Raw genomic sequence first — 20,268 nt, 5'->3', positions numbered from 1 at the left:
CCGGATACCCCGTTGTGATCAATCCGGCAACCACGCCGAACGCCCGACACGCACCGTCGCCACCTCACTACCTTCGGCCATGACCCTGGGGGAAGGGACGAGCGGGGGCGACATGACCGATCCAGAGCACTTACTCAGGCAGTACGAGGGCAAGCTCGCCGAGGCGCGGCGCAAGGGCGAGGCCATCCGGGAGACCATGGCCGGCCTGCGCGTGACCGAGCGGAGCGACGACGGTCAGATCACGGTGACCGTCAACGACGCGGGCAACCTGGTCGACCTGCACCTCGGCGAGGCGTTGCGGCGCAAGGACGGCCAAGCCGTCGCGCGGGAGGTGCTGCGCGTCGTGCAGGCCGCGCAGAGCCGCGTGGCGACGACCGTGCAGGAGGCGATGACCCCGCTGCTCGGGGGCGACTCGCAGGCGATGGGCTTCATGGTGGACCGGCTGCGCAGCGCCCAGCCACCACCTCCACCCCCGGCCGGCGGCTACGGCGCGGAACTGCGGTTCGGCCCGGTCGAGGACGACGCTCCACCGCCACCTCCGCCACCGCCACCCGCGCCTTCGCCGCCGCGCCAACCGCGCCCGCGGCACCAGCGGCCGGACGACGACGACTTCAGCCAGGGCGGGTTCCTGCGATGACCTACGACATCGACCTCGCCGAGATGGCGTCCCACGCCGCCAAGCTGCGCGACGTGGCCGAACGGGTCGGGATCGCCGCGGACGCGGGCAAGACCACCTCGCACCCGGAGGCGTTCGGCCTGCTCGGCACCCCTCTCGCGGCCATCTGCGCGACGGCTCAGGACAGCGCCATGACGACCCTGCGCCAAGCCGTCGACGCCGCTGCGGACCACGTGACCCGGTTCGACGGCTGGCGCGAGCACGTGCGCGCCAACGACCAGACCCAGTCCGAGATCTTCGACAGGACGTACCGCCGATGAACGCGCCGAACCCACTCGTCCGCAAGGGCGACGAGACCGCGGCCACCGAAGGCGCGGGACTGTTCCACGACGCCGCCGAGGCGTACGCGAAGATCAAGGACGACCATTGGGCCGAGGGCCTGGCCAACGCCGCCGGAGCGCTGGGCGGCGTGGCCCAGTTCCTCGTGGACCCGATGGCCGGCCTGCTCAGCGCCGGGTTCGGCTGGCTGATCGAGCACGTGGACTTCCTGCGCGAGCCGCTGGACTGGCTGGTCGGCGACCAGCAGACGCTCGACGGCATGGCGCTGACCTGGGCGTCCGTCGCCGACCACCTCGCCGAGACCGCGACGCAGCTCGGTGACGCGGTGAAGAACGACTCCGCCGGGTGGCAGGGCGAGGACTCCGACCGCTACCGCGAGTTCGGAGCCGATCGCGCGGCGGTCTACGCGGCGGTCGGCGAGTCGGCCCGGGGCATGTCGCTGCTGGTCACGACGTGCAAGGTCGTGCTCAAGGTGGTGCGCGACATCGTGCGCGACCTGATCAGCGAGGCGATCGGCAAGCTGATCAGCATCTGCCTGCGGTGGGTGCCCGCCGTGGCGGCCTTCGGGGCCGGTGTCGCGGGAGCGATCGCCGAGTGCGTGCCGGTGGCGGTCAAGTGGGCCACCAAGGCGATCGAGATGTGTCAGAAGCTCACGCGGGTGCTCAACAAGGCCGGCGGCCTGTTCAACTGGTTGGCGCGCCTCCTGGAGAAGGCGCAGCAAGCGCTGGCGCGTCGTGGCGACGCCTTCGTCGACACCCTCAAGGCGAGCCAGGCGGCGGACCTGAAGCGCATCGACGACTTCGTCAACCGGGGCACGACCGGCATCCCGGTCGGGACGATCGCGCGCGACGCGTTCGACGGGGCGAAGCGGGCCGTCGTGGACGGGCTGACCGGGCTGCCCCGGGACTTCCCGCGCAAGCTCGGCTTCGAGGTCGTCAAGGAAGCGACCAAGATCGCGGACAACGGCCTGGAGTGGTTCACCTGGAAGGACTTGGCGAAGGAGGAGAAGGAGGGCGACGCGGAGAAGGCGGTGGACGCCAGGCGGGATGAAGCGCAGCGCCGTGCGGCCGCGAAGCGGGAAGAGGAGCGTGGCCGGTGAAGGAGGCCCTCAAGGAGGCACTGCCGGTCTTCTTCACGTTGATCGTCATGCCGGTGCTGGGCTTCCTGCTCTGCGCGACGTTCGCCTACCAGTTCGCCGGCCAGTACGGTCCCGACCACCGGGTGGGTGGCAACTACGCGGTGGCCACGGAGTGCAAGCGGCACGGGCCGGTCAGCACCCACGGGTTCGGGTTCTGGTACCGGTGCTTGGCGGAGTTCCACTACTACGACCACTCCGACCCCGGCTCGACCTCGCCCGACACCGTCAAGCCGGTGAACTTCCTGACCCTTGCCGACCTCGGCCGCCCGGTGCCGATCAAGCTGACGAATCCCAGGAGGGGGCCGGGCGAGTGGGTGCGGGGCGCCGACCAGCCGATGCGGAACTGGGGCTGGCTCGTCGTGCCGTTCGGCCTGCTGTGGCTGGTGCTGACCGGTTTCCTGTCGTGGAAAGCGCTGCGCAACGTCAAGCCGACACCCGACGACGACAGCGGTGAGGTCCTCGTCTGGGGCAAGCGCAAGCAGTGGGTGGGCTGGAGGTTCCGGGCCACGGTGCTGCTCATCGCGATCGTGGTGGCCGTCAGGAGCACCGAATGGGCATTCCAGGGCCACAGCTCCCAGACCACCATGGCGTTGGTGTCGTATGGCCTGATCCTGCTGATCGTCGGCAACGCGTTGCGCCGGGGGATCTTCGCGCCTTCGGTCACCGTCACGCCGCACGGGCTGAAGTTCGGCAAGGACAGGACCCTCGCGTGGCACGAGATCCGGCACGTGGGGTTGTCGAAGCGTGGCGTGCTGGAGATTCACCCGCAGGTGGGAGAGGTGGTGCGGATCGGCCGGTTCGGTGACGAGCAGGTCGAGAGCATCGACGCCGCGCTGCGCGGGGTCGGGCGCGGCAAAATCAGTTACGCCCGCGAAGGCGGAGGGGCGATCATGGCCGGATGAACGCCCCGCTCAACGGCCACGCCCTGCTCGACTTCAACACCCCGCTGTCGGACGCGAAGGCGTACGACCTGATCACCACCTTGCAGCCGCTGTCCGGAGCGACGGTGGTGGACTACGGCTGCGGCTGGGCGGAACTGCTGCTCAGGGCGGTGGAGCAGGAGCCGACCGCCCGCGGGTTCGGCGTGGACAGCGACGACTACGCCATCACCCGCGGCCGGGCGAACGTCGACGCCCGCGGGCTGGCCCCCCGCGTCCGGCTGGAGCTGGCGGACGTCACCACGTGGGAGGCGGAGCCCGCGGACGTGGCGATCTCGATCGGCGCGTCGCACGCGTGGGGCGGCACCAAGCAGACCCTGGAGGCCATGCGCGACCGCCTCCGCCCCGGCGGCCGGTTGCTGCTGGGCGACGGCTTCTGGGAGAGCGCGCCCGGCCTGAAGGCGCTGGAGATCTTCGGCGAGGACGAGTTCGGCACCCTGGCCGAGCTGGTCGACCTGGCGATGGCCTGCGGTTACCGGCTGCTGTCGGTCACCACGGCCAGCCTGGACGAGTGGGACAGCTTCGAGTCCCGCTGGTGCGCCGCGCGGGAGCGCTGGCTGCTGGAGAACCCGGACGACCCGCAGGCGGCCGAGGTCCGCGCGATCGTCGACGACCACCGCGACGGCTGGCTCAAGGGCTACCGGGGCCAGTTCGGCCTGGCCTACCTGACCCTGGCCCGCCTCTAGTACCCCGGCCGCCTCGCCCGGCCGGGGATACCGGACGAGGCGGCCGAACCTTCACCAGCCGTCCGCTCGACGGGGCCCGGACCGTTCTGCGCCCCCAAGCCGGCCAACCTCAAGAACACGGGCACGTGGTGGAGGGCGACCCGCCGTTCTTCGAGGTTCAACCCGCGAAGCAGGGCCAGCGCCTCGGTCAGCAGTTGGTCGTGCGTGTCGATGCCGTTGTCCGGTGAGTCCCAGGCGCTGCCGCTCCCTTCGACACCCGGGTTGTCGGTCATCGGAGGGAGCGTGCCATCCGCTTCCGCAGCGCGTCGTGCCTCCAGGTAGTGCTGGAGGAGCGACTGGTGTGTCGCTTTCATGCCCAAGCGCACGTCGAGCAGCCGGTACCGGAAACCTCGGCCGGGATCGGGTTGTTGGGTGGGCATCAACCGTTGTCGGATCAAGTCGGCGATGTGCCCGATGTCAGTGGGAACGCACCGACGCGTGATCGACGCCGATATCCGCCACACACCGACCCGCACCGTGACCGCTGGGGGAACCTCCGGTCGCAGGGAGGGCGGGACACCAGGCACGTGCTCCGTCACGTTGTCGAGAGGCGGTTGTGACCAGGCGACTTTGAGCCGCGCTTTCAGGTGCACACCCGACACCGCTGTCGGAAGGGCGCAGGTCCAACTCACGATCCGCTCGCCTTGCGACCGTCGTCTCCGGTCGCGCAGGTCCCCCCATTTCATGCGTCGGCGTGCGTCGGCGTATCCCCGTCCTGGGACGGTGAGGAAACCCGGCCCTTGGCGTAGGTCCACGCCCGGTCGAGGATCTCCTCGAACAGCGGGTGCGCCTCATCCGGGATGCCCATGCTGATCCTGCTCAGCGCGTTGACCGGACCACCTTCGCCGAGGACCTTGTGCGCCGCCTCGTGCAACAACGACAAGGCCGCCTGCCGGTCGATCCGGTCCTCGGTCACCGCCGTCAACCAAGACCGGAACGCTCGTGCGCCCTCTTCGCGGTTGGTGTCGAGCAGGGCGCGCTGCCAGCTGACCACGAGCAGGCTGCGGAGGTCGGCGCGTTCCCCCGCCGCATCCCGGCATAGCTCGTCGATCAGGTGCTGCGTCTCCGCCGTCACGGTGACCAGTTCCACGAACGCGGTGACACCGGCTCCTGCGGTGCGGTCGCCGCCGGGCTTCCGAACCCACGTGCTGATGGCGTCGAGCAAGTCCGCGCGGAGGTGGGGATAGTCGGTCACGATCTTCCGCAGGGCCTGCCCTGCCATTGCCACGCTGTTCGGGTTCGGCGAGGAGAAGAGGTGCTTGAGGCGGACCAGCGCGCGCTCGGTGAACTCGGTCACGAACGGTCCCGAGCACACCTCTGCCACCACAGGGTGCAGGGGTGAGTCGTCCTTCTTCGCCCAGGCCAGCAGTCGAGCCCTCGCACCCGGGCCGATCAAGCGGTCTCCGGCTGCCTCGCGGATGAACCCGGTGAGCAGCGGATGCCTGCCTGGTGACGTGGCCCAGGACTCCACGACCGTCAGCACCTTGCCCTTGTCGACCGGCCCGCCCGCGCCATCGCCGACCCGCGCCATGGCCAGCAGGTGGCCGGCGATCCGGTCGCGGCACGCGCGTGAGACGGCGGGCAGTTCGGACACCTCGCCCAACCACTCCAGGAAAACCTCCTGGAGGTCCGGGTACTCGACCCAGACGCGCATCAGCACGGCGTGATCGAAATTCGGTCGGGTGGCGGAGATGCTGACACTGTGTTCTTCGGTCGTCGCCCCGATGCCGTCCAACTGCGATGACAGATCCGGGGCGACGAGCAGGTCCGCGGGCGTCATCACGACGCCGAGTCGCCTCAGCAGCATGTGGGCGATGTGGATCACCACCGCCTTGGGCTCGCCATCGCCTACCGCGACGGCCCACAGCATCGCCCTTCCCCAGTGCGTGGTCTGCTTGGAGAACACGTTGCCGAGTTCTCCAGGCCAACTGCGCAGTTGTTCGACGGCTTCGGTGCGTTCAGTCCGCCCCTTGTCGTCCCGACCGTCGTGCTGGACCAGGAGCTTGGCGAACGCGGCGGCGTACCGGGGTTCGCTCCGCGGTTGGATGTGCCGTAGCCGCCGCTCTTCCTCCAGCAGTCCGAGGAGATCCGGGCGGTTGTGGGAATGGGTCAGGTGCTTGTGGGCCACCTCGATCGCGTCCGGAGCGGTGAGGTCGACGCTCACGTCGTGCCAGGCGGCCATCCGCCGGCACGAGGCCCACTGGCGTGGTGTCACGGTGACGACCACGTGCGAGTTCCGGGCGTGCAGCGACTCGACGCGCTGGAGCAGCGAAGCGCCGAACGCGATGGACAGCTCCTCCTCGTCTTCCTGCGAGAGGTCCAGCAGGTAACCTTGGTCGTCCTGGATCGGAATCCGGTCTGCCGCCGGGTGCTCCCAGTCCACCTGGACCACCGTCGGGGTGCACGTTCTGCCCGCCTTGGCGCGTTCCAGTTCCAAGCGGTGGAGCAGGTGCAGCGCCGCGGTGCGCTTTCCGGTGCCCGCCACCCCCACCAGGACCACGACACCGCGTTCGTCCAGCAGGCGGAACGCGCCGCCGAACTGTTCACCGGGTGGGGTGAACGCCAGGTCCGGGACCTCGGTGAGTTCCAGCCTGGAGATCACGACGGTCTCCAGCTGTGATCGGCCGTAGTTGTGGTTCTTGACCACGTCACGTCCTGCGACGTACTGGTCGCGGCCGAGGTTGACCGTCATCTGAGTGATTGTGGTCGGATCAGGCGTGCTCGGGATTGGCGCGAGCGGGCCGTCGGTGTGCGCTCGTGTTTCGGGTGTGGTGCTCACGAATCTTCCGTAGAGTTCTCGATCTATTTCCTGCCGACGTGCAGGTCGCCGCCGGATTGGTAAATCCTGCTGTTGTCGAAGGCGAATCCGACCTGGCTCACCTGATGGCCTTTGGGTCGGGCTTCTCCGTTCAGGCCGAGGAGCGCCACGAGTTCGGCCGCGGCCTTCGGGTCTGAGGCGAAGCGCCTGGTCAGCACCGGTGCCCATCGACGCGCGGCAGTTCGGGCCAATGCTTGTTTGTCCTCAGGCTCGGCCTCTTCGACCATGAGTGCGGGCTGCTCGAACACCGGCAGCAGTTCCGGCGACGCTGCGGACAGCCACATCGACATCGGATCGCGCAACGAGCGCCACCCGCCGGTCCGAACGGCTTCGGCGAGGGCGGTTGCCACTTGTTCACCGGTTGCGGCGGGATTCGCGGTGATGTCCACGCGCACAGTAGAGCACAGGTCGCCGGACAACTCACGCTTGGTCACCACTGCGGCGCAATTCGGCGGTGAATACGATTATTGCGGACACTGGTCGGCGAAATTGTGCTCAGCGGTTCACCAGCCGTCCGCCGGCGGGATCGGCACGGCGGCGTGCAGCGGGTTCGGCAGGGTGCCCGTCCGCGGGACCGGGGGACGCGCGGTCAGGTCCTGGTAGCCCAGGGTGATCCGGTAGCCGTTGAGGGGGTAGCGGAGGAACTCCGGGGTGGTCAGGGAGCCGTCGTCCATCCGGCCGGCCAGGGTGGGGAAGCGGTCGCGGTAGGCGTCGACCTCGCCGCGGACCAGGCCCCAGAAGCGGTCCTCGGGCAGGGGGAACAGGGCGGACAGCGGGCGGAAGACGCCGACCAGCAGGGCGTCCACGATGTACTGGCGCAGCACCGGCCACGGCTTGCGCGGCAGCACGGGGTCGTGCGCGTCCGGTTCCAGGCCACGCGCCGGCACCCGGTCGACGGACACGTTCACGTCGTCCACCAGGTCGAGCAGCGCGACCCGCACCGGCACGTGGTCGCCGTCCGTGATCACCACGACGTTCTCGCCGTGCGGGTTGAACGTGACGCCGTAGGTGTAGAGCACGTGCAGCAGCGGCCGGAGCAGGGCGCGGAGCAGCGCGGCGAACCACACCGCCGGGTCGGTGCCGCCGACGTACTCCAGCACCAGCGGCCGACCGGCGCGGTCCACGTGCAGCAGTGCCGCCAACGACCACGACCGCTCACCGGGCCGCAACGCCACCGGCGCCCGCCAGATGCACCCCATCGTCTCCAGCCACTGGTACGGCACGGCGCCCGCGTTCGACAGCCGCGGGTGCCGCACGGTCACCGAAGCGACCTCGCCCAACAGCTCCGTGCCCCACTCGCCGAGGAGCTTGTCGGCCGCCCACAGCCCCGACAGCCACTGCGTGACGACCGGCGCGGCGAGCGTGCAGTGCGGCGGGATGCCCCGGTACACCGACGTGTTCAGCACCCGCAGCGGCAGCTTGACCTGGTACCGCGCCGGCGAGTCCACGTTGGACATGGTGCGGATCGCCTGGGTCGGCAGGTACCAGTCCGGCGACTCGCCGAGCTCCACGATCCGGCCGGTGGCCAGCTCCGGCGCCCACAGCGTCCGCACGACGTGGTCGAGCTGCCACGGGTGCACGGGCAACCACACGTAGGCCGCCGGGTCGACCCCCGCCTCCTGCAACGACTCGGTGAACCGCTCCACCGTCATCGGGTCGAGCTCCCGCGCCCGCACCGCCTCCTCCGACAGCGACGACGTGCCGCGGAACTCCGCCAGCCCCCGGTGCACGGCCAGCCACGGCAGCCGCACGGGCGTGCGCGCCTCCGGGCTGTGCCGCGCCAGGTCCTCCGCCGAGAACCCGACCCGCCCCTTGTTCGCGATCAGCCACGGGTGCCCGGTCAGGTGCCCGTCCAGCTCCGCCTGCGGCAGCGGCAGCAGCTCCGCCACGGGCCACGCGGTCGACGCCAGCGCCACGTCAGCGGCCAGGGTCGCGGTCACCTCGGCGAGGAAACCGGCGGTCGTCGCCGGGTCGACCCCCAGGTGCCGGAACGCGTCCACCACGAACAGCTGCACGTCGTCGCACGGCTCGACCACGTCGTCGCCGAGGATCCCGGACGCCGCGCGGCGCACCGACCCCGGCCGCACCACCCACCCGCCGAACGCCGACCGCGTCGCCGAGAACGCGTAGACCGCGTCGTCGAACCGCAGCTCGTAGCCGTCCGGGTCGCCGGCCGCGGTCGGCGACAGCAGCCCTTCGAAGCACAGCTCGCCGATCGCCTTCGCCAGCAACGCCGCCGAGCACTCGTGCCACAGATCAGTCAACGTCGTCTCCCGGTTGCCCCGCGTCGCTCGGGGCGCTGAAGCTGGTGTAGGCGGTGTGCTTGGGCAGCGGGTAGACCTCGCGGCCGGTCACCGCGTTGACGATGGTCGCGTTGCGCACCGCCCCGATGCCGAGGTCGGGCGCGGCCACGCCGTGGCTGTGCAGGTCGGCGTTCGCCACGAACACCCGGCCGGTGACGGGCGGGTCCAGCGCGATCGAGTGGTCCAGCGCCACGACGTACCGGCCGTGCGCGTCCCGCCGCACGAACGGCTCCAAGGGCTCCAGGAACGGCGTCGGGGCCTGCGCGTACCCGGTGGCGGCCACGACGAGGTCGGTGCGGTGCCGGAACGTGCGCTCGGTGTCCCGGTGCGCGCACTCCAGCACCACCTCGGAACCGGCCACCGAGGACGACACCACCGTCACGCCCGGCCGCAGCTCGACCGGCGCGAGCCCGTGCTCCCACTCCCGCCTGTACAGCAGGTCGTGCAGCTCCTCCAGCGTCTCCGCCGAGATCGCCCGGTAGTGCCGCCAGTGCTCGGCGCGCAACGCGTCCCGCCGGTCCTGCGGCAACGAGTGGAAGTGCCGCACGTAGGACGGCGTGGTCATCTCCAGCACCAGCTTGGTGTAGTCCAGCGGCGCGAACACCGGCGTGCGGGTCAGCCACGTCACCGCCGGCCCGCCGTCCAGGTTGCGCCGCAACAGGTCGAGCACGATCTCCGCGCCCGACTGCCCGGACCCCACCACGGTCACCCGCTCGGCGGACGGCGGCCGGTGCAGGTAGTCCGAGCTGTGCACCAGCCGATCGCCGAGCCCGGCCAACGCGGGCGGCACCGACGGCGTGGTGCCCACCCCGAGCACCAGGTGCCGCGCGTCCACCGAGAACCCCGGCCCCGACACCGCGAACCGGCCGTCCTCCCACCGCACGGACGTCACGGCGTGCGAGAACCGCACCGGCAGCCGGGACGCCGCCCACCTCAGGTAGTCCTCGTACTCGCGCCGGGTCGGGTGGAACCTCTCCCGCACGTAGAACGGGTACAGCCGGTCCGCGTCACGCAGGTAGGCCAGGAACGACAGGGGGTGCGTCGGGTCGACCAACGTCACCAGGTCGGCCAGGAAGCTCACCTGCAGCACCGCGTCGCCGAACATCACCCCGCTGTGCCAGCGCAGCTCCGGCCGCGCTTCCAGCACCACCACGTCCAGCTCGTCCACAGTGGACGCAAGGGCGGCCAGCCCCAGGTTGAACGGGCCGCACCCGATCGCCACCACGTCGGCCTTCATCGCGTGCGCACCATCAACAGTGCCACCTTGTCCGGCAGCAGCACCTCGCCCACCGGCGCGAACCCGCCCGCGGTGAACGACGCGATCGCCCGCCGGTTGCGCACGTCCGGCTCCAGCAGCACCCTGGTGCACCGCGGGTCGGCGTCGAACAGGGCCGCGGTCACCTCCGGCAGCAGCTTGCGCACCAGCCCCTGGTCGGTCATCGCCAGCTCGCCCACGGCGAGGTGCAGCCCGAGGTCGTGCGGCCGGGCCTGGTACACCTGCGCGACCACGTCCCGCGCCGCCCGGTACACCTCCAGGTAGATCACCGGGTCCTCGCCCCGGCTCACCAGCACCGGCAACGAGTGCCGCCCGGACAGCTGCCGCCGCAGCTCCTCCTCCCACCGCTCGCGCGGCCACGCCTGGTGCCAGAACGCCACCACGTGCGGCGCCTGCATCCAGCGGTGCACCAGGTCGAGGTCGCGGGTGTCCGGGTCGACCGCGCGGGCCCGCCAGCCACCCGCGAGCACCGGCAGCGGGGGACCGGGCACGGCCGACAGGTCGTCGGTCTGCCGGTAGGCGTCGAGGTGGGTCACCGGGCGCACCTGCCCTCCCGCAACGGGTTGGGCGCGTCGAAGTACACCGACTGCGCGTCCAGCGGCGCGAGCACCTCGTCGATGCCCTCCAGCCTGGTCAGCAGGTTCGCCTTGCACGGCAGCGCGTCCGCCTCCAGCCACCGCCGGGCCAGCCGGTCGCCGTCCGGGCCCGCCTCGGCCAGCGCGGGCAGCGCCGCCTCCAGCCGTGCCGCCATCACGCCGAGCAGGTCGCGTTCGTCGGCCAGCCCCTCCACCCCGATGCAGCCGATCACCGCCAACGCCTGGTTGCGCAGCAGGTAGTAGGTGAGCCGGTCGTCCACGACCGCGTCGTCCACCACGGCCAGCGTCGACTCCTCGACGCCCAGCCGCTCCAGCACCCGCGGCAGGTGCGAGGACGCCAGGTAGTAGCCCTGGTTGTCGCGGTACCGCCCGCCGACCACCCGGCCCGCCGGGTCCAGCCGCACCAGCGTGTTCTGCTGGTGCGCCTCCAGCCCGATGCCGGTCTCCGCGTACAGCCGCAGCATCGGCACCAGCACGCGGTCGGTGTAGTCGGCGACCCACTCGGCCGCGTTCAGCCGCAGCACGAGCTCGCCCAGCAGGGAACGCCCGATGCCCGGCCGCGGCGCGACCATGCCGGCCAGGCACCGCGAGTCGCCCAGGTCGTGCGGCACGTCGCGCACGGCCACGTCCAGCCCGGTGACCTCGCCGCCCTCGTCCACCGCGAGCCACGACGGGTCGCGCACCACGCTGAACTCCGGGTGCGCCTTCTCCGTGCCGGCCGCGTAGCCGGACTCCAGCAGCAGGTGCACCTCCGAGCCGCGGCGCAGCTCGGTGGAGGTGGACTCGCGCCGCGAGTTCGTGATCCGCAGGCCGAGCGACAGCTTCAGCATCACCGGCGCGCCGGTCCGGTACACCGTGCGCAGGCTGGAGGTCGGCGACCACGCGGGCCCGAACTCGCCCAGCGGCTCCAGCAGCCCGCGCGAGACCAACGACGCGATCCGCGGCCTGCCCAGCAGGTCGTGCGCCTGCCACGGGTGCGCGGGCACCAGCACCCGGCCGGGCCCGGGGTTGCGCCCGGCCAGCGTCGACATCAGCGTCACCGCGTCCGGGCCCGCCACGGAGCCGTGCGACACGACCTCCCGCGCCGCCGAGAACCAGAACAGCGGGAACGACCCGCGCAGCTCCGGCGCGTACCGGGCGTTGTCGGCGTCGGACAGGCCGTCGCGGCTCTTGGGCGCGGGGTGGTGCAGGTGCCCGAGCATCAACCGCTGCTCGCTGTCCAGGAACCGGTCCGCCGGCCCGACCGGCTCGCGACGCCGGTGCGCGACGAACTCCGCGACCCGGCGCACCGACTCGGCCGTGCGCTCCACCAGGTCGGCGGTGTGGCGGCCGGCCGCGCCGGTGGCTCCGTCGGCGGTGGTCCGACTTCCGGCTCCGCCGGCGGCGAGCTCGGCGCTCACCAGCGCCACGGCCACCACCGGGTCGGCCGGCCTGCCCGCCAACATCACCGGCCCGAACCGGTGCCGCCCGGTCGGCGACGCGTACCGCACGTCCGCCTCCAACGGCAGGCCGAGCACGTCGATCCGCACCCGGTCGGTCACCGGCACGTTCCGCTCCCGCACCCAACAGCGCAATAACGCCTCCAAGTGCGCGTGCTCCGCGGTCGACCTGGGGTCGCCCTCCAGCGGATCGGGTGTCATGCCGCTCCTTCCAGGAGTCGTTCGGCGGCGGAACCGGCTTCGCGGACCAGGGTCAGCAGGGCGACCAGGTCCGCCTCCCGGGCGTTCGGGTTGAGCAGGGTCAACTTCAGGCACGTCACCTTGTCCACCTCGGTGCGGCCGATCAGCGCCGCGCCGGCCCGCAGCAACGCCCGCCGCAGCCGTGCGTTCACCTCGTCGGCCAGCGCCTCGTCGGCCGGCCGGTACCGGAACACCACCGTGGTCAACGTCGCGCCGCCGACCAGCTCGAACGACGGGTCGGCGGCGATCAGCGCGGCGGCGTGCCCGGCCAGCTCGTGGCACCGGTCCACCAGCGCGCCCAGCCCCGCGCGGCCCAGCGCGAGCAGCGTCGCGGCCACCTTCACCGCGTCCGGCCGGCGCGTGGTCTGCAACGACCGGCCCAGCGCGCCGTCGAAGCCCTCGACCCGGTCGTCCTCCGGGTTCAGGTAGGCCACCGAGCGCTCCAACGGCCCGAACAACGACGCCGAGCGCACCAGCAGCACGCTCGCCGCGGCGGGCTGCCAGCCGATCTTGTGCAGGTCCGCGGTCACCGAGTCGGCGAGCGCCAGCCCGTCCACCAGCCCGGCCAGCTTCGCCGAGAACAGCGCGCCGAAGCCGTAGGCGGCGTCCACGTGCAGCCACGCGCCGTGCTCGCGGGCGATCGCCGCCAGCTCCGGCAACGGGTCCACCGAGCCGAAGTCCGTGGTGCCCGCGGTCGCCACGACGGCCACCGGCGTGCCGCCCGCGCGCAGCGCCGCCGCCAGCGCGTCCGGCCGCATCCGCCGGCGCGAGTCCACCGGCACCGTGCGCACCGCGTCCTCGCCGAGGCCCAGCGCCGCGCACGCCCGCGCCACCGAGAAGTGCGCGAGCTCCGAGCAGAACACCACCGGGTCGGGCAGCCCGGCCACCCCGTCGGCCCGCACGTCCAGGCCGAGCCGGGCCGCCGCCGCGTCCCGGGCCAGCAGCAGCGCGGTCAGGTTCGACAGCGTGCCGCCGGGGGTGAACACGCCGTCCGCGTCGGCGTCGAACCCGGCCAGCCGGGCGAGTGCCGCCACGACCCAGCGCTCCACGGCGAGGGCGGCGGGGCCGGAGTCGTAGGTGTCCAGGGAGGCGTTGCCCGCGCCGGCCAGCGCGTCCGCCGTGACGGCGACGGCCAGCGGCGGCGGTTGGAGGTGGGCGGCGGCGAACGGGCTGGTCAGGTCGATGCCGCCTTCGGTGAGCACGGTCGTGACGCGGGCCAGCGCGGCGTCCGCGCCGATGCCGTGCTCGGGCACCTCGCCGAGCACCCGGCGGGCCCTGGCCAGCACGTCGGCGGGCCGGCCCGGCGGGATCGGTCGTCCGGAGGGACTGACGGCGAACACGGCACCTCCGACGATCGACTAAGGTTAGGCTTACCTCATCTACTCGGGTGGTGTGTGTCAAGCCCCGCGGTGACCATCCGTGGTGTGACGATCACTCGCGCCACCACGCTAGCCGCCGCGACCACGATCGAATCGACGCCAAATGGGGGGTCTTGGCGACCGCGTCCCACCACGTGGCACAGCCGTGCCCTGATCTCGTTCAGAGGCCCCGACGCGGTCGCGGTAACCTTGGCCACCACCTTGAGCCGTGCAATCCACCAGGAGGATCCGTGTCGCCAGGGCAGATCGCCGCGCTGGTCGCCGCCGGCGCGTTCGTGCTGCTTGTGCTCCTGCTGGCGATCCCGTTGATCAAGCTCGGCCGGACGCTGGACGAGGCCACGATCGCCATCCGCAAGGCGCACCAGAACAGCGACCCGATCTTCACCGGCGCGAACACGACGATCACGCACGTGAACACGCAGTTGGAGCGGGTGGACGGGATCACCGCCAACGCCCGCGCGGTCACCGGCAACGTCTCCGCGCTCACCTCGCTGTTCACCGCCACGCTGGGCGGGCCGCTGGTCAAGGCCGCCGCGCTGTCCTACGGCGTGAGCAAGGCCATCCGCGCCCGCCGCGCGGCCAAGGAGGCTCCCAGCAAGCACACTCGACGCAGGGGCAGGCGATGAGGCGGCTGTTCTGGTTCGGGCTCGGCATCGCCGCCGGCGTCTTCGCCGCCCGCAAGGCGGGTCAGGCCGCGCACGCCGCCACGCCCGCGGGCATCGGCGAGAACGTCGGCCAGGGCCTGCGCGAGCTGGCGGGCGCCCTCGGCTCGTTCGGCGCCGAGGTGCGCGCCGGAATGTCCGAGCGCGAACAGGAGTTGCAAGACAGCGTGGAACGTCAGACGGGCTTCACGCCGGGTCGGCGAGCGCGTGGGGCGAACGACGCCAAGTAGGTCGTTCGTTCGCCTCGCCGCGCCCTGACTTTCCACACTTCCGAAGGACTTCACCCGTGCAGACCCACGAGATCATCAAGCGCTTCCGCGAGCACTTCGAGAACGCCGGCCACAAGTACGTGCCCAGCGCCTCGCTCCTGCTCGACGACCCGAACCTGCTGTTCGTCAACGCCGGCATGGTGCCGTTCAAGCCGTACTTCCTCGGCGAGGCCCCGCCGCCCGCCCCGCGGATGACGAGCATCCAGAAGTGCGTGCGCACGCCGGACATCGACGAGGTCGGCAAGACCACCCGGCACAACACGTTCTTCCAGATGGCCGGCAACTTCTCCTTCGGCGACTACTTCAAGGAAGACGCCATCCGGCTGGCCTGGGACCTGGTCACCAAGCCCCAGTCCGACGGCGGCTACGGCCTGGACCCCGAGCGCATCTGGGTGACGGTCTACCTGGACGACGACGAGGCCGCCGACCTGTGGCAGAAGGTCGCCGGGCTGCCGCCCGAGCGCATCCAGCGCCGCGACATCGAGGACAACTACTGGTCGATGGGCGTGCCCGGCCCGTGCGGCCCGTGCTCGGAGATCTACTACGACCGCGGCCCCGCCTTCGGCGAGGAGGGCGGCCCGGTCGTCGACGAGGACCGGTACCTGGAGATCTGGAACCTGGTCTTCATGCAGAACGTCCGCGGCGAGGGCGGCGCCAAGAAGGACTACCCGATCCTGGGCGAGCTGCCGGACAAGAACATCGACACCGGCATGGGCGTCGAGCGCGTCGCCATGCTGCTCCAGGACGTCGAGAACGTCTACGAGACCGACCTCGTCCGCACCGTCATCACCAAGGCCGAGCAGCTCTCCGGTCGCAAGTACGGCGCCGACGAGACCGACGACGTGCGGTTCCGCGTCATCGCCGACCACGCCCGCAGCGGCGTGCTGCTGGTCGGCGACGGCGTCACGCCCGGCAACGAGGCCCGCGGCTACGTGCTGCGCCGCCTGCTGCGCCGCATCGTCCGCTCCGCCCGCCTGCTGGGCGTCACCGAGCCGGTGCTGACCCAGTTCGCCGCCGTCGTGCGCGACGCCATGGGCCCGTCCTACCCCGAGCTGGTGTCGGGCTTCGCCCGGATCGAGCAGGTGCTCAAGGCCGAGGAGGACACGTTCCTTCGCACGCTGGACGCCGGGTCGCGGATCTTCGAGAACGCCGCCGCCGAGGTCAAGTCCGACGGCCGCGCCACGCTGCCCGGTGACAAGGCCTTCCAGCTGCACGACACCTACGGCTTCCCGCTCGACCTCACCCTGGAGATGGCCGCCGAGGCCGGCCTGACCGTGGACGAGGACGGGTTCCGCAAGCTGATGGCCGAGCAGCGCGCCCGCGCCAAGGCCGACGCCGCCGGCAAGAAGACCGGCCACGGCGACCAGACCGTGTACCGGGAGCTGCTCGAGCTCGGCGCCACCGAGTTCACCGGCTACACCGAGCTGGCCAGCGAGGCCACCCTGCGCGGCATCGTCAGCGGCGGCAAGCGCGTCCGCTCCGCCAAGGAAGGCGACATCGTCGAGGTCGTGCTCGACCGCACGCCGCTCTACGCCGAGTCCGGCGGCCAGGAGAGCGACGCCGGCACGATCGTCACGGCCAACGCCGAGCTGGAGGTCGTGGACGTCCAGAAGGTCGCCCGCAAGCTGTGGGTGCACCAGGTGCGCGTGGTCAGCGGCGAGGTCGCCGAGGGCGAGCACGTCGAGGCCAGGGTGGACCCGGAGTGGCGCGTGGGCGCCCGCCAGGGCCACTCGGGCACGCACGTCGTGCACGCCGCCCTGCGGCAGGTGCTCGGCCCGTCGGCCCTGCAGAGCGGCTCGTACAACAAGCCGGGCTACCTGCGGCTGGACTTCGCCTGGACCGGCGGCCTGTCCGAGGAGGCCCGCAGCGAGATCGAAGAGGTCTCCAACCTGGCCGTCCGCAAGGACCTCCCGGTGAAGGTCGTCTACACCGACATGGGTGGCGCCCAGGAGATGGGCGCCGTGGCCCTGTTCGGCGAGACCTACGACGAGACCGTGCGCGTGGTCGAGATCGGCGGGCCGTGGTCGCGCGAGCTGTGCGGTGGCACGCACGTGGAGCACTCGTCCCAGATCGGGCCCATCACGGTGATCGGCGAGTCGTCCGTCGGCTCCGGCGTGCGCCGCCTGGAGGCCTACGTCGGCATCGAGGCCTTCAAGTACCTGGCCCAGGAGCGGGCTCTGGTGCAGAACGTCGCCGCCATGCTGAAGGTGCCCGACGCCGAGGTGCCCGCCCGGGTCGAGGCCCTGGTGGAGCGGCTGCGGGTGGCCGAGAAGGAGCTGGAGAAGGTCAAGGCCGCCCAGCTCGTGGCCAACGCCGGGTCCCTGGCCGAGCAGGCCCTGGACGTGCGCGGGGTGTCCCTGGTGGCCCTTCAGCTGCCGGAGGGCACGTCGGGCGCCGACGTGCGGACCATCGCCGGCGAGGTGCGCAACCGGCTCGGCGACAAGCCGGGCGTGGTCGGCCTGTTCGCCCCGGACGGCGACAAGGTCAGCTTCGTGGTCGCCACCACGTCCGCCGCCCGTGACCTGGGGCTGGCCGCCGGCAAGCTGGTGCCGGCCTTCGCCCCGGCCGTGGGCGGACGAGGCGGCGGCAAGCCGGACCTCGCCCAGGGCGGCGGCACGAACCCGGGCGGTGTCGGCGACGCCATCACCGCCCTGCGCACCGAGGTGGACCGCGCCGTTGAGCAGCGCTGACCGCCCCGGCGTCGACGATCCCGGCCCCGGTCGGAGGCTGGGCGTCGACGTCGGCGCGGTGCGCGTCGGGGTGGCGTTGAGCGACCCGAGCGCCTTCCTCGCGACGCCGCTGGTCACCCTGTCGCGTGACGTGAAGGCCGGCCAGGACCTGCGTGACCTGGCCGGCCTGGTCACCGAGCACGAGGTGGTGGAGGTCGTGGTCGGCCTGCCGCGCACGCTGGCCGGCAGGCACGGGCCGGCGGCGGAGGCCGCGGCGGCGTACGCTGCGGCGTTGGCCGAGCGCGTCGCACCGGTTCCGGTGCGGCTCACCGATGAGCGGCTGACCACCGTCACGGCGAGCCGGGTGCTCGCCGAACGCGGGGTGCGAGGCAAGAAGCAACGCGCCGTCGTCGACCAGGCTGCCGCGGTCGAGATCCTGCAGTCCTGGCTGGACGCACGGGCGCGACAAGTGGCTCGATCCGATGCGGAGCGGGCCCCCGGAGCTAAGGACGGCTCGTGAACGACGACCTCGGGTTGTTCACCGATCCAGAGACCCGCCACGACGAGCGGGCCGCACGCGGCAGGAGCGACGCCGCGGCCCGCCGCGCCAAGCGCAGGCGCAAGCGGACGATCCTGTGGGTCGTCGTGGCGCTGGTGCTGACCGGCGGGGGTGTCGGCGCGTACTACGGGTACCGCACGTTGAGCGGGATCGGCTCGTACGACGACTTCGCGGGCGCGGGCGAGGCGGACGTGGTGGTCGAGGTCAAGGACGGCGACCTCGTCACCACCATCGCCACCACGCTCAAGGAGCAGGGCGTGGTGGCCAGCGCGCGCGCGTTCACCGAGGCGGGCGCGGACGACTCGCGGGTCACCGCGATCCAGCCCGGGTTCTACCTGATGAAGACCAAGATGTCCGGCGAGGCCGCGGTGGCGCGGATGGTGGACGAGGCGTCCAAGATCGTGCCGCTGGAGGTCAGGGGCGGCAACGTGATGCACGACCTCACCGCGCAGGACGGCAGCGTCACCAAGGGCATCCTCTCCAGGCTCTCCGACGCCTCGTGCGTGGAGCTGGACGGCGTCAAGCAGTGCGTGCCGGTCGACCAGCTGCGCGACGCGGCGGAGAACGCCGACCCGGCCGCCCTCGGCATCCCCGAGTGGGCGCTGCCCGACGTCACCGCCGCGCCGAAGGAGAACCGGCTCGAAGGCCTCGTCGCGCCGGGCCTGTACCACGTCAAGCCGGGCGCGAGCGCGGCCGAGCTGCTCAAGGGCGTGATCGGCACGTCCCTGGGCCGGCTTCAGGGCTACGGCATCCCCAGCGGCTCGGGCAAGACGGGTTTCCGCCCGTACGAGGTGCTGGTCATCGCCTCCCTGATCGAGAAGGAAGGCGTGACCAAGGACTTCGGCAAGATCTCGCGGGTCGTCTACAGCCGGCTCGCGCTGCCGCAGAAGCTGGAGCTGGACTCCACGGTCAACTACAAGCTGGACCGGCCGCACATCACCACCAGCGACGCGGACCGCGAGAAGGCCGGTCCGTACAACACCTACAAGGTGCACGGGTTGCCGCCGACGCCGATCGGCTCGCCGGGCCGTGAGGCGATCACCGCCGCGATCACCCCCGAAGACGGGCCGTGGATGTACTTCGTGAAGTGCCAGAAGGACGGCACTTCGTGCTTCAACGTCACGTTCGACGAGCACGACGCCGCGTCGAAGAAGGCCCAGAGGGAAGGCGTCTTCTGACCGTGGTCCGCCGTGCGGCGGTCATCGGCTCGCCGGTGGCCCACTCGTTGTCACCGGTGCTGCACAACGCCGCGTTCGCGGCACTGGGTCTGGCCGACTGGGAGTACACGCGCGTCGAGTGCGTGGCCGAGGAGGTGTCGTCCCTGGTCACGGGCCTGGACTCGGCGTGGGTGGGCTTGTCGGTGACCATGCCGGACAAGCGTGCCGCGCTGGCCGTGGCCACGTCCGCGACGCCCCGGGCCACCCAGGTCGGCGCCGCGAACACCCTGGTGCCGGTCGACGGCGGGTGGCGTGCGGACAACACCGACGTGGACGGCGTCCTCGGCGCGCTGCGCGCCTCGTGCGGCTTCACGTCCGGCTCGCGCGCGGTGCTGCTGGGTGCGGGCGGCACGGCCACCGCGGCCCTGGTGGCGCTGGCCTCCGTCGGCGTCCGCGCGGTCACGCTGGTGGTCCGTTCGGCGAGCCGGGCGGCGGAGGCGGAGTCGTGCGCGTCCCGCCTCGGCCTGGCCCTGGACGTCGTGACCTGGGACGCCGCCGACTTCGCCGCCCTGGCGTCGGCCTCGGACGTCCTGATCAGCACCGTGCCGCCGGAGGCCACCGAGCCGATCGCGGGGGCGCTGGCCGAGGCGCCGTGCGTCCTGGACGTCATCTACCACCCCTGGCCCACCCCGCTGGCCCACGCCGTGGAGAAGCGGGGCCGCACCCTCGCCACCGGCCTCGACATGCTCCTGCACCAGGCCTTCGGCCAGTCGGAGCAGTTCACCGGCCACCCCGCCCCGCGCGAGGCGATGCGCGCCGCCCTCCGCGCCGCCACCGACAACCTCCTCCCGCTGCCGATCTAGCCGACGCGTCCCTCCTCCAAGCGGCCCGAACCGCCCGCGTGACGAACCTTCAGGACCCGCGTGTCCAACGCTTAGGTCCGGCGTGTCTGACCTTCAGGACCCCTGGGTTCCACGCTCGGAACGCCGCCGGGCCCTGCTCACGCGAGGGTGCGAGCAGGGCCCAGCCGGTCGTGCCGAGGGGATCAGCCCTCCATAAGCTCTTGATCGTCCGGGACACGATGTTCCGGACGCCCGGGTTGGTGGGGTGTGGCAATCAGTCCTCTGCCGTTGGATGGCTCTCGA

General features: G+C 71.8%; 19 protein-coding genes. 11 read left to right on the top strand and 8 right to left on the bottom strand.

The window, feature by feature from the left end:
• The first annotated feature begins 112 nt into the window (after window positions 1-112).
• The 5 genes from AB0I91_RS19445 to AB0I91_RS19425 are packed head-to-tail and all read left to right on the top strand — an operon-like array spanning window position 113 to window position 3,717.
• Window positions 113-637, top strand: coding sequence for a YbaB/EbfC family nucleoid-associated protein (locus AB0I91_RS19445; protein WP_499638006.1), 525 nt, complete (start codon window positions 113-115; stop codon window positions 635-637).
• Window positions 634-936 (top strand): hypothetical protein, encoded by a 303-nt coding sequence (locus AB0I91_RS19440; protein WP_499638003.1) that lies wholly within the window; start codon window positions 634-636, stop codon window positions 934-936. Before AB0I91_RS19445 ends, AB0I91_RS19440 begins: the two co-directional genes overlap by 4 nt.
• Entirely contained in the window at window positions 933-2,054 is a 1,122-nt protein-coding gene (locus AB0I91_RS19435; RefSeq protein ID WP_499638000.1) for a hypothetical protein, read from the top strand. Before AB0I91_RS19440 ends, AB0I91_RS19435 begins: the two co-directional genes overlap by 4 nt.
• A complete protein-coding gene (locus AB0I91_RS19430; protein ID WP_499637997.1) occupies window positions 2,051-2,995 on the top strand; it encodes a DUF6346 domain-containing protein in 945 nt (314 codons plus the stop codon). The genes AB0I91_RS19435 and AB0I91_RS19430 overlap by 4 nt, the downstream gene beginning before the upstream one ends.
• Window positions 2,992-3,717, top strand: a complete 726-nt coding sequence (locus AB0I91_RS19425; RefSeq protein WP_499637994.1) for an SAM-dependent methyltransferase — start codon at window positions 2,992-2,994, stop codon at window positions 3,715-3,717. Before AB0I91_RS19430 ends, AB0I91_RS19425 begins: the two co-directional genes overlap by 4 nt.
• Here the strand turns inward: AB0I91_RS19425 and AB0I91_RS19420 are convergent.
• The 8 genes from AB0I91_RS19420 to AB0I91_RS19385 form a co-directional block, all read right to left on the bottom strand.
• The gene (locus tag AB0I91_RS19420) at window positions 3,714-3,989 is read right to left on the bottom strand and encodes a hypothetical protein (RefSeq protein ID WP_499611164.1); all 276 of its coding nucleotides are present in this window, start codon (window positions 3,987-3,989) and stop codon (window positions 3,714-3,716) included. The genes AB0I91_RS19425 and AB0I91_RS19420 overlap by 4 nt on opposite strands.
• 449 nt (window positions 3,990-4,438) lie before the next feature.
• Window positions 4,439-6,448 carry a hypothetical protein gene (locus AB0I91_RS19415; protein WP_499637992.1) on the bottom strand — a complete coding sequence of 670 codons (2,010 nt, stop codon included), beginning with the start codon at window positions 6,446-6,448 and terminating at the stop codon, window positions 4,439-4,441.
• A 110-nt stretch (window positions 6,449-6,558) separates the two neighbouring features.
• Window positions 6,559-6,963 carry a hypothetical protein gene (locus AB0I91_RS19410; protein ID WP_499611170.1) on the bottom strand — a complete coding sequence of 135 codons (405 nt, stop codon included), beginning with the start codon at window positions 6,961-6,963 and terminating at the stop codon, window positions 6,559-6,561.
• A gap of 114 nt (window positions 6,964-7,077) precedes the next feature.
• Window positions 7,078-8,838, bottom strand: a complete 1,761-nt coding sequence (locus tag AB0I91_RS19405; protein ID WP_499637989.1) for an IucA/IucC family protein — start codon at window positions 8,836-8,838, stop codon at window positions 7,078-7,080.
• Complete coding sequence (locus AB0I91_RS19400) at window positions 8,831-10,114, bottom strand: lysine N(6)-hydroxylase/L-ornithine N(5)-oxygenase family protein (RefSeq protein WP_499637986.1); 1,284 nt, start codon at window positions 10,112-10,114, stop codon at window positions 8,831-8,833. The genes AB0I91_RS19405 and AB0I91_RS19400 overlap by 8 nt, the downstream gene beginning before the upstream one ends.
• Window positions 10,111-10,689, bottom strand: a complete 579-nt coding sequence (locus AB0I91_RS19395) for a GNAT family N-acetyltransferase (protein WP_498777179.1) — start codon at window positions 10,687-10,689, stop codon at window positions 10,111-10,113. The genes AB0I91_RS19400 and AB0I91_RS19395 overlap by 4 nt, the downstream gene beginning before the upstream one ends.
• Window positions 10,686-12,389, bottom strand: a complete 1,704-nt coding sequence (locus AB0I91_RS19390) for an IucA/IucC family protein (protein ID WP_499637983.1) — start codon at window positions 12,387-12,389, stop codon at window positions 10,686-10,688. The genes AB0I91_RS19395 and AB0I91_RS19390 overlap by 4 nt, the downstream gene beginning before the upstream one ends.
• On the bottom strand, window positions 12,386-13,768 hold the full coding sequence (locus AB0I91_RS19385; RefSeq protein WP_499637980.1) for a pyridoxal phosphate-dependent decarboxylase family protein: 1,383 nt from the start codon (window positions 13,766-13,768) through the stop codon (window positions 12,386-12,388). Before AB0I91_RS19385 ends, AB0I91_RS19390 begins: the two co-directional genes overlap by 4 nt.
• Before the next feature lie 269 nt (window positions 13,769-14,037).
• Between AB0I91_RS19385 and AB0I91_RS19380 the strand changes: the two genes are divergently transcribed.
• The 6 genes from AB0I91_RS19380 to AB0I91_RS19355 are packed head-to-tail and all read left to right on the top strand — an operon-like array spanning window position 14,038 to window position 19,986.
• Complete coding sequence (locus AB0I91_RS19380; protein WP_053721663.1) at window positions 14,038-14,433, top strand: DUF948 domain-containing protein; 396 nt, start codon at window positions 14,038-14,040, stop codon at window positions 14,431-14,433.
• On the top strand, window positions 14,430-14,699 hold the full coding sequence (locus AB0I91_RS19375; RefSeq protein ID WP_498777186.1) for a hypothetical protein: 270 nt from the start codon (window positions 14,430-14,432) through the stop codon (window positions 14,697-14,699). The genes AB0I91_RS19380 and AB0I91_RS19375 overlap by 4 nt, the downstream gene beginning before the upstream one ends.
• Before the next feature lie 56 nt (window positions 14,700-14,755).
• Window positions 14,756-17,428 (top strand): alanine--tRNA ligase, encoded by a 2,673-nt coding sequence (alaS, locus tag AB0I91_RS19370; RefSeq protein WP_499637968.1) that lies wholly within the window; start codon window positions 14,756-14,758, stop codon window positions 17,426-17,428.
• Entirely contained in the window at window positions 17,415-17,927 is a 513-nt protein-coding gene (gene ruvX, locus AB0I91_RS19365) for a Holliday junction resolvase RuvX (RefSeq protein ID WP_498777190.1), read from the top strand. The genes alaS and ruvX overlap by 14 nt, the downstream gene beginning before the upstream one ends.
• On the top strand, window positions 17,924-19,144 hold the full coding sequence (gene mltG, locus AB0I91_RS19360) for an endolytic transglycosylase MltG (protein ID WP_499637965.1): 1,221 nt from the start codon (window positions 17,924-17,926) through the stop codon (window positions 19,142-19,144). The genes ruvX and mltG overlap by 4 nt, the downstream gene beginning before the upstream one ends.
• A 2-nt stretch (window positions 19,145-19,146) precedes the next feature.
• Window positions 19,147-19,986, top strand: a complete 840-nt coding sequence (locus tag AB0I91_RS19355; protein ID WP_498777194.1) for a shikimate dehydrogenase — start codon at window positions 19,147-19,149, stop codon at window positions 19,984-19,986.
• Window positions 19,987-20,268 lie beyond the last annotated feature (282 nt).

The organism is Actinosynnema sp. NPDC049800, assembly GCF_040656635.1.
Classification (GTDB): Bacteria; Actinomycetota; Actinomycetes; order Mycobacteriales; family Pseudonocardiaceae; genus Actinosynnema.
Note: the sequence above shows the minus strand (reverse complement) of the source record. Positions and strands in the feature narration are given on the sequence as shown.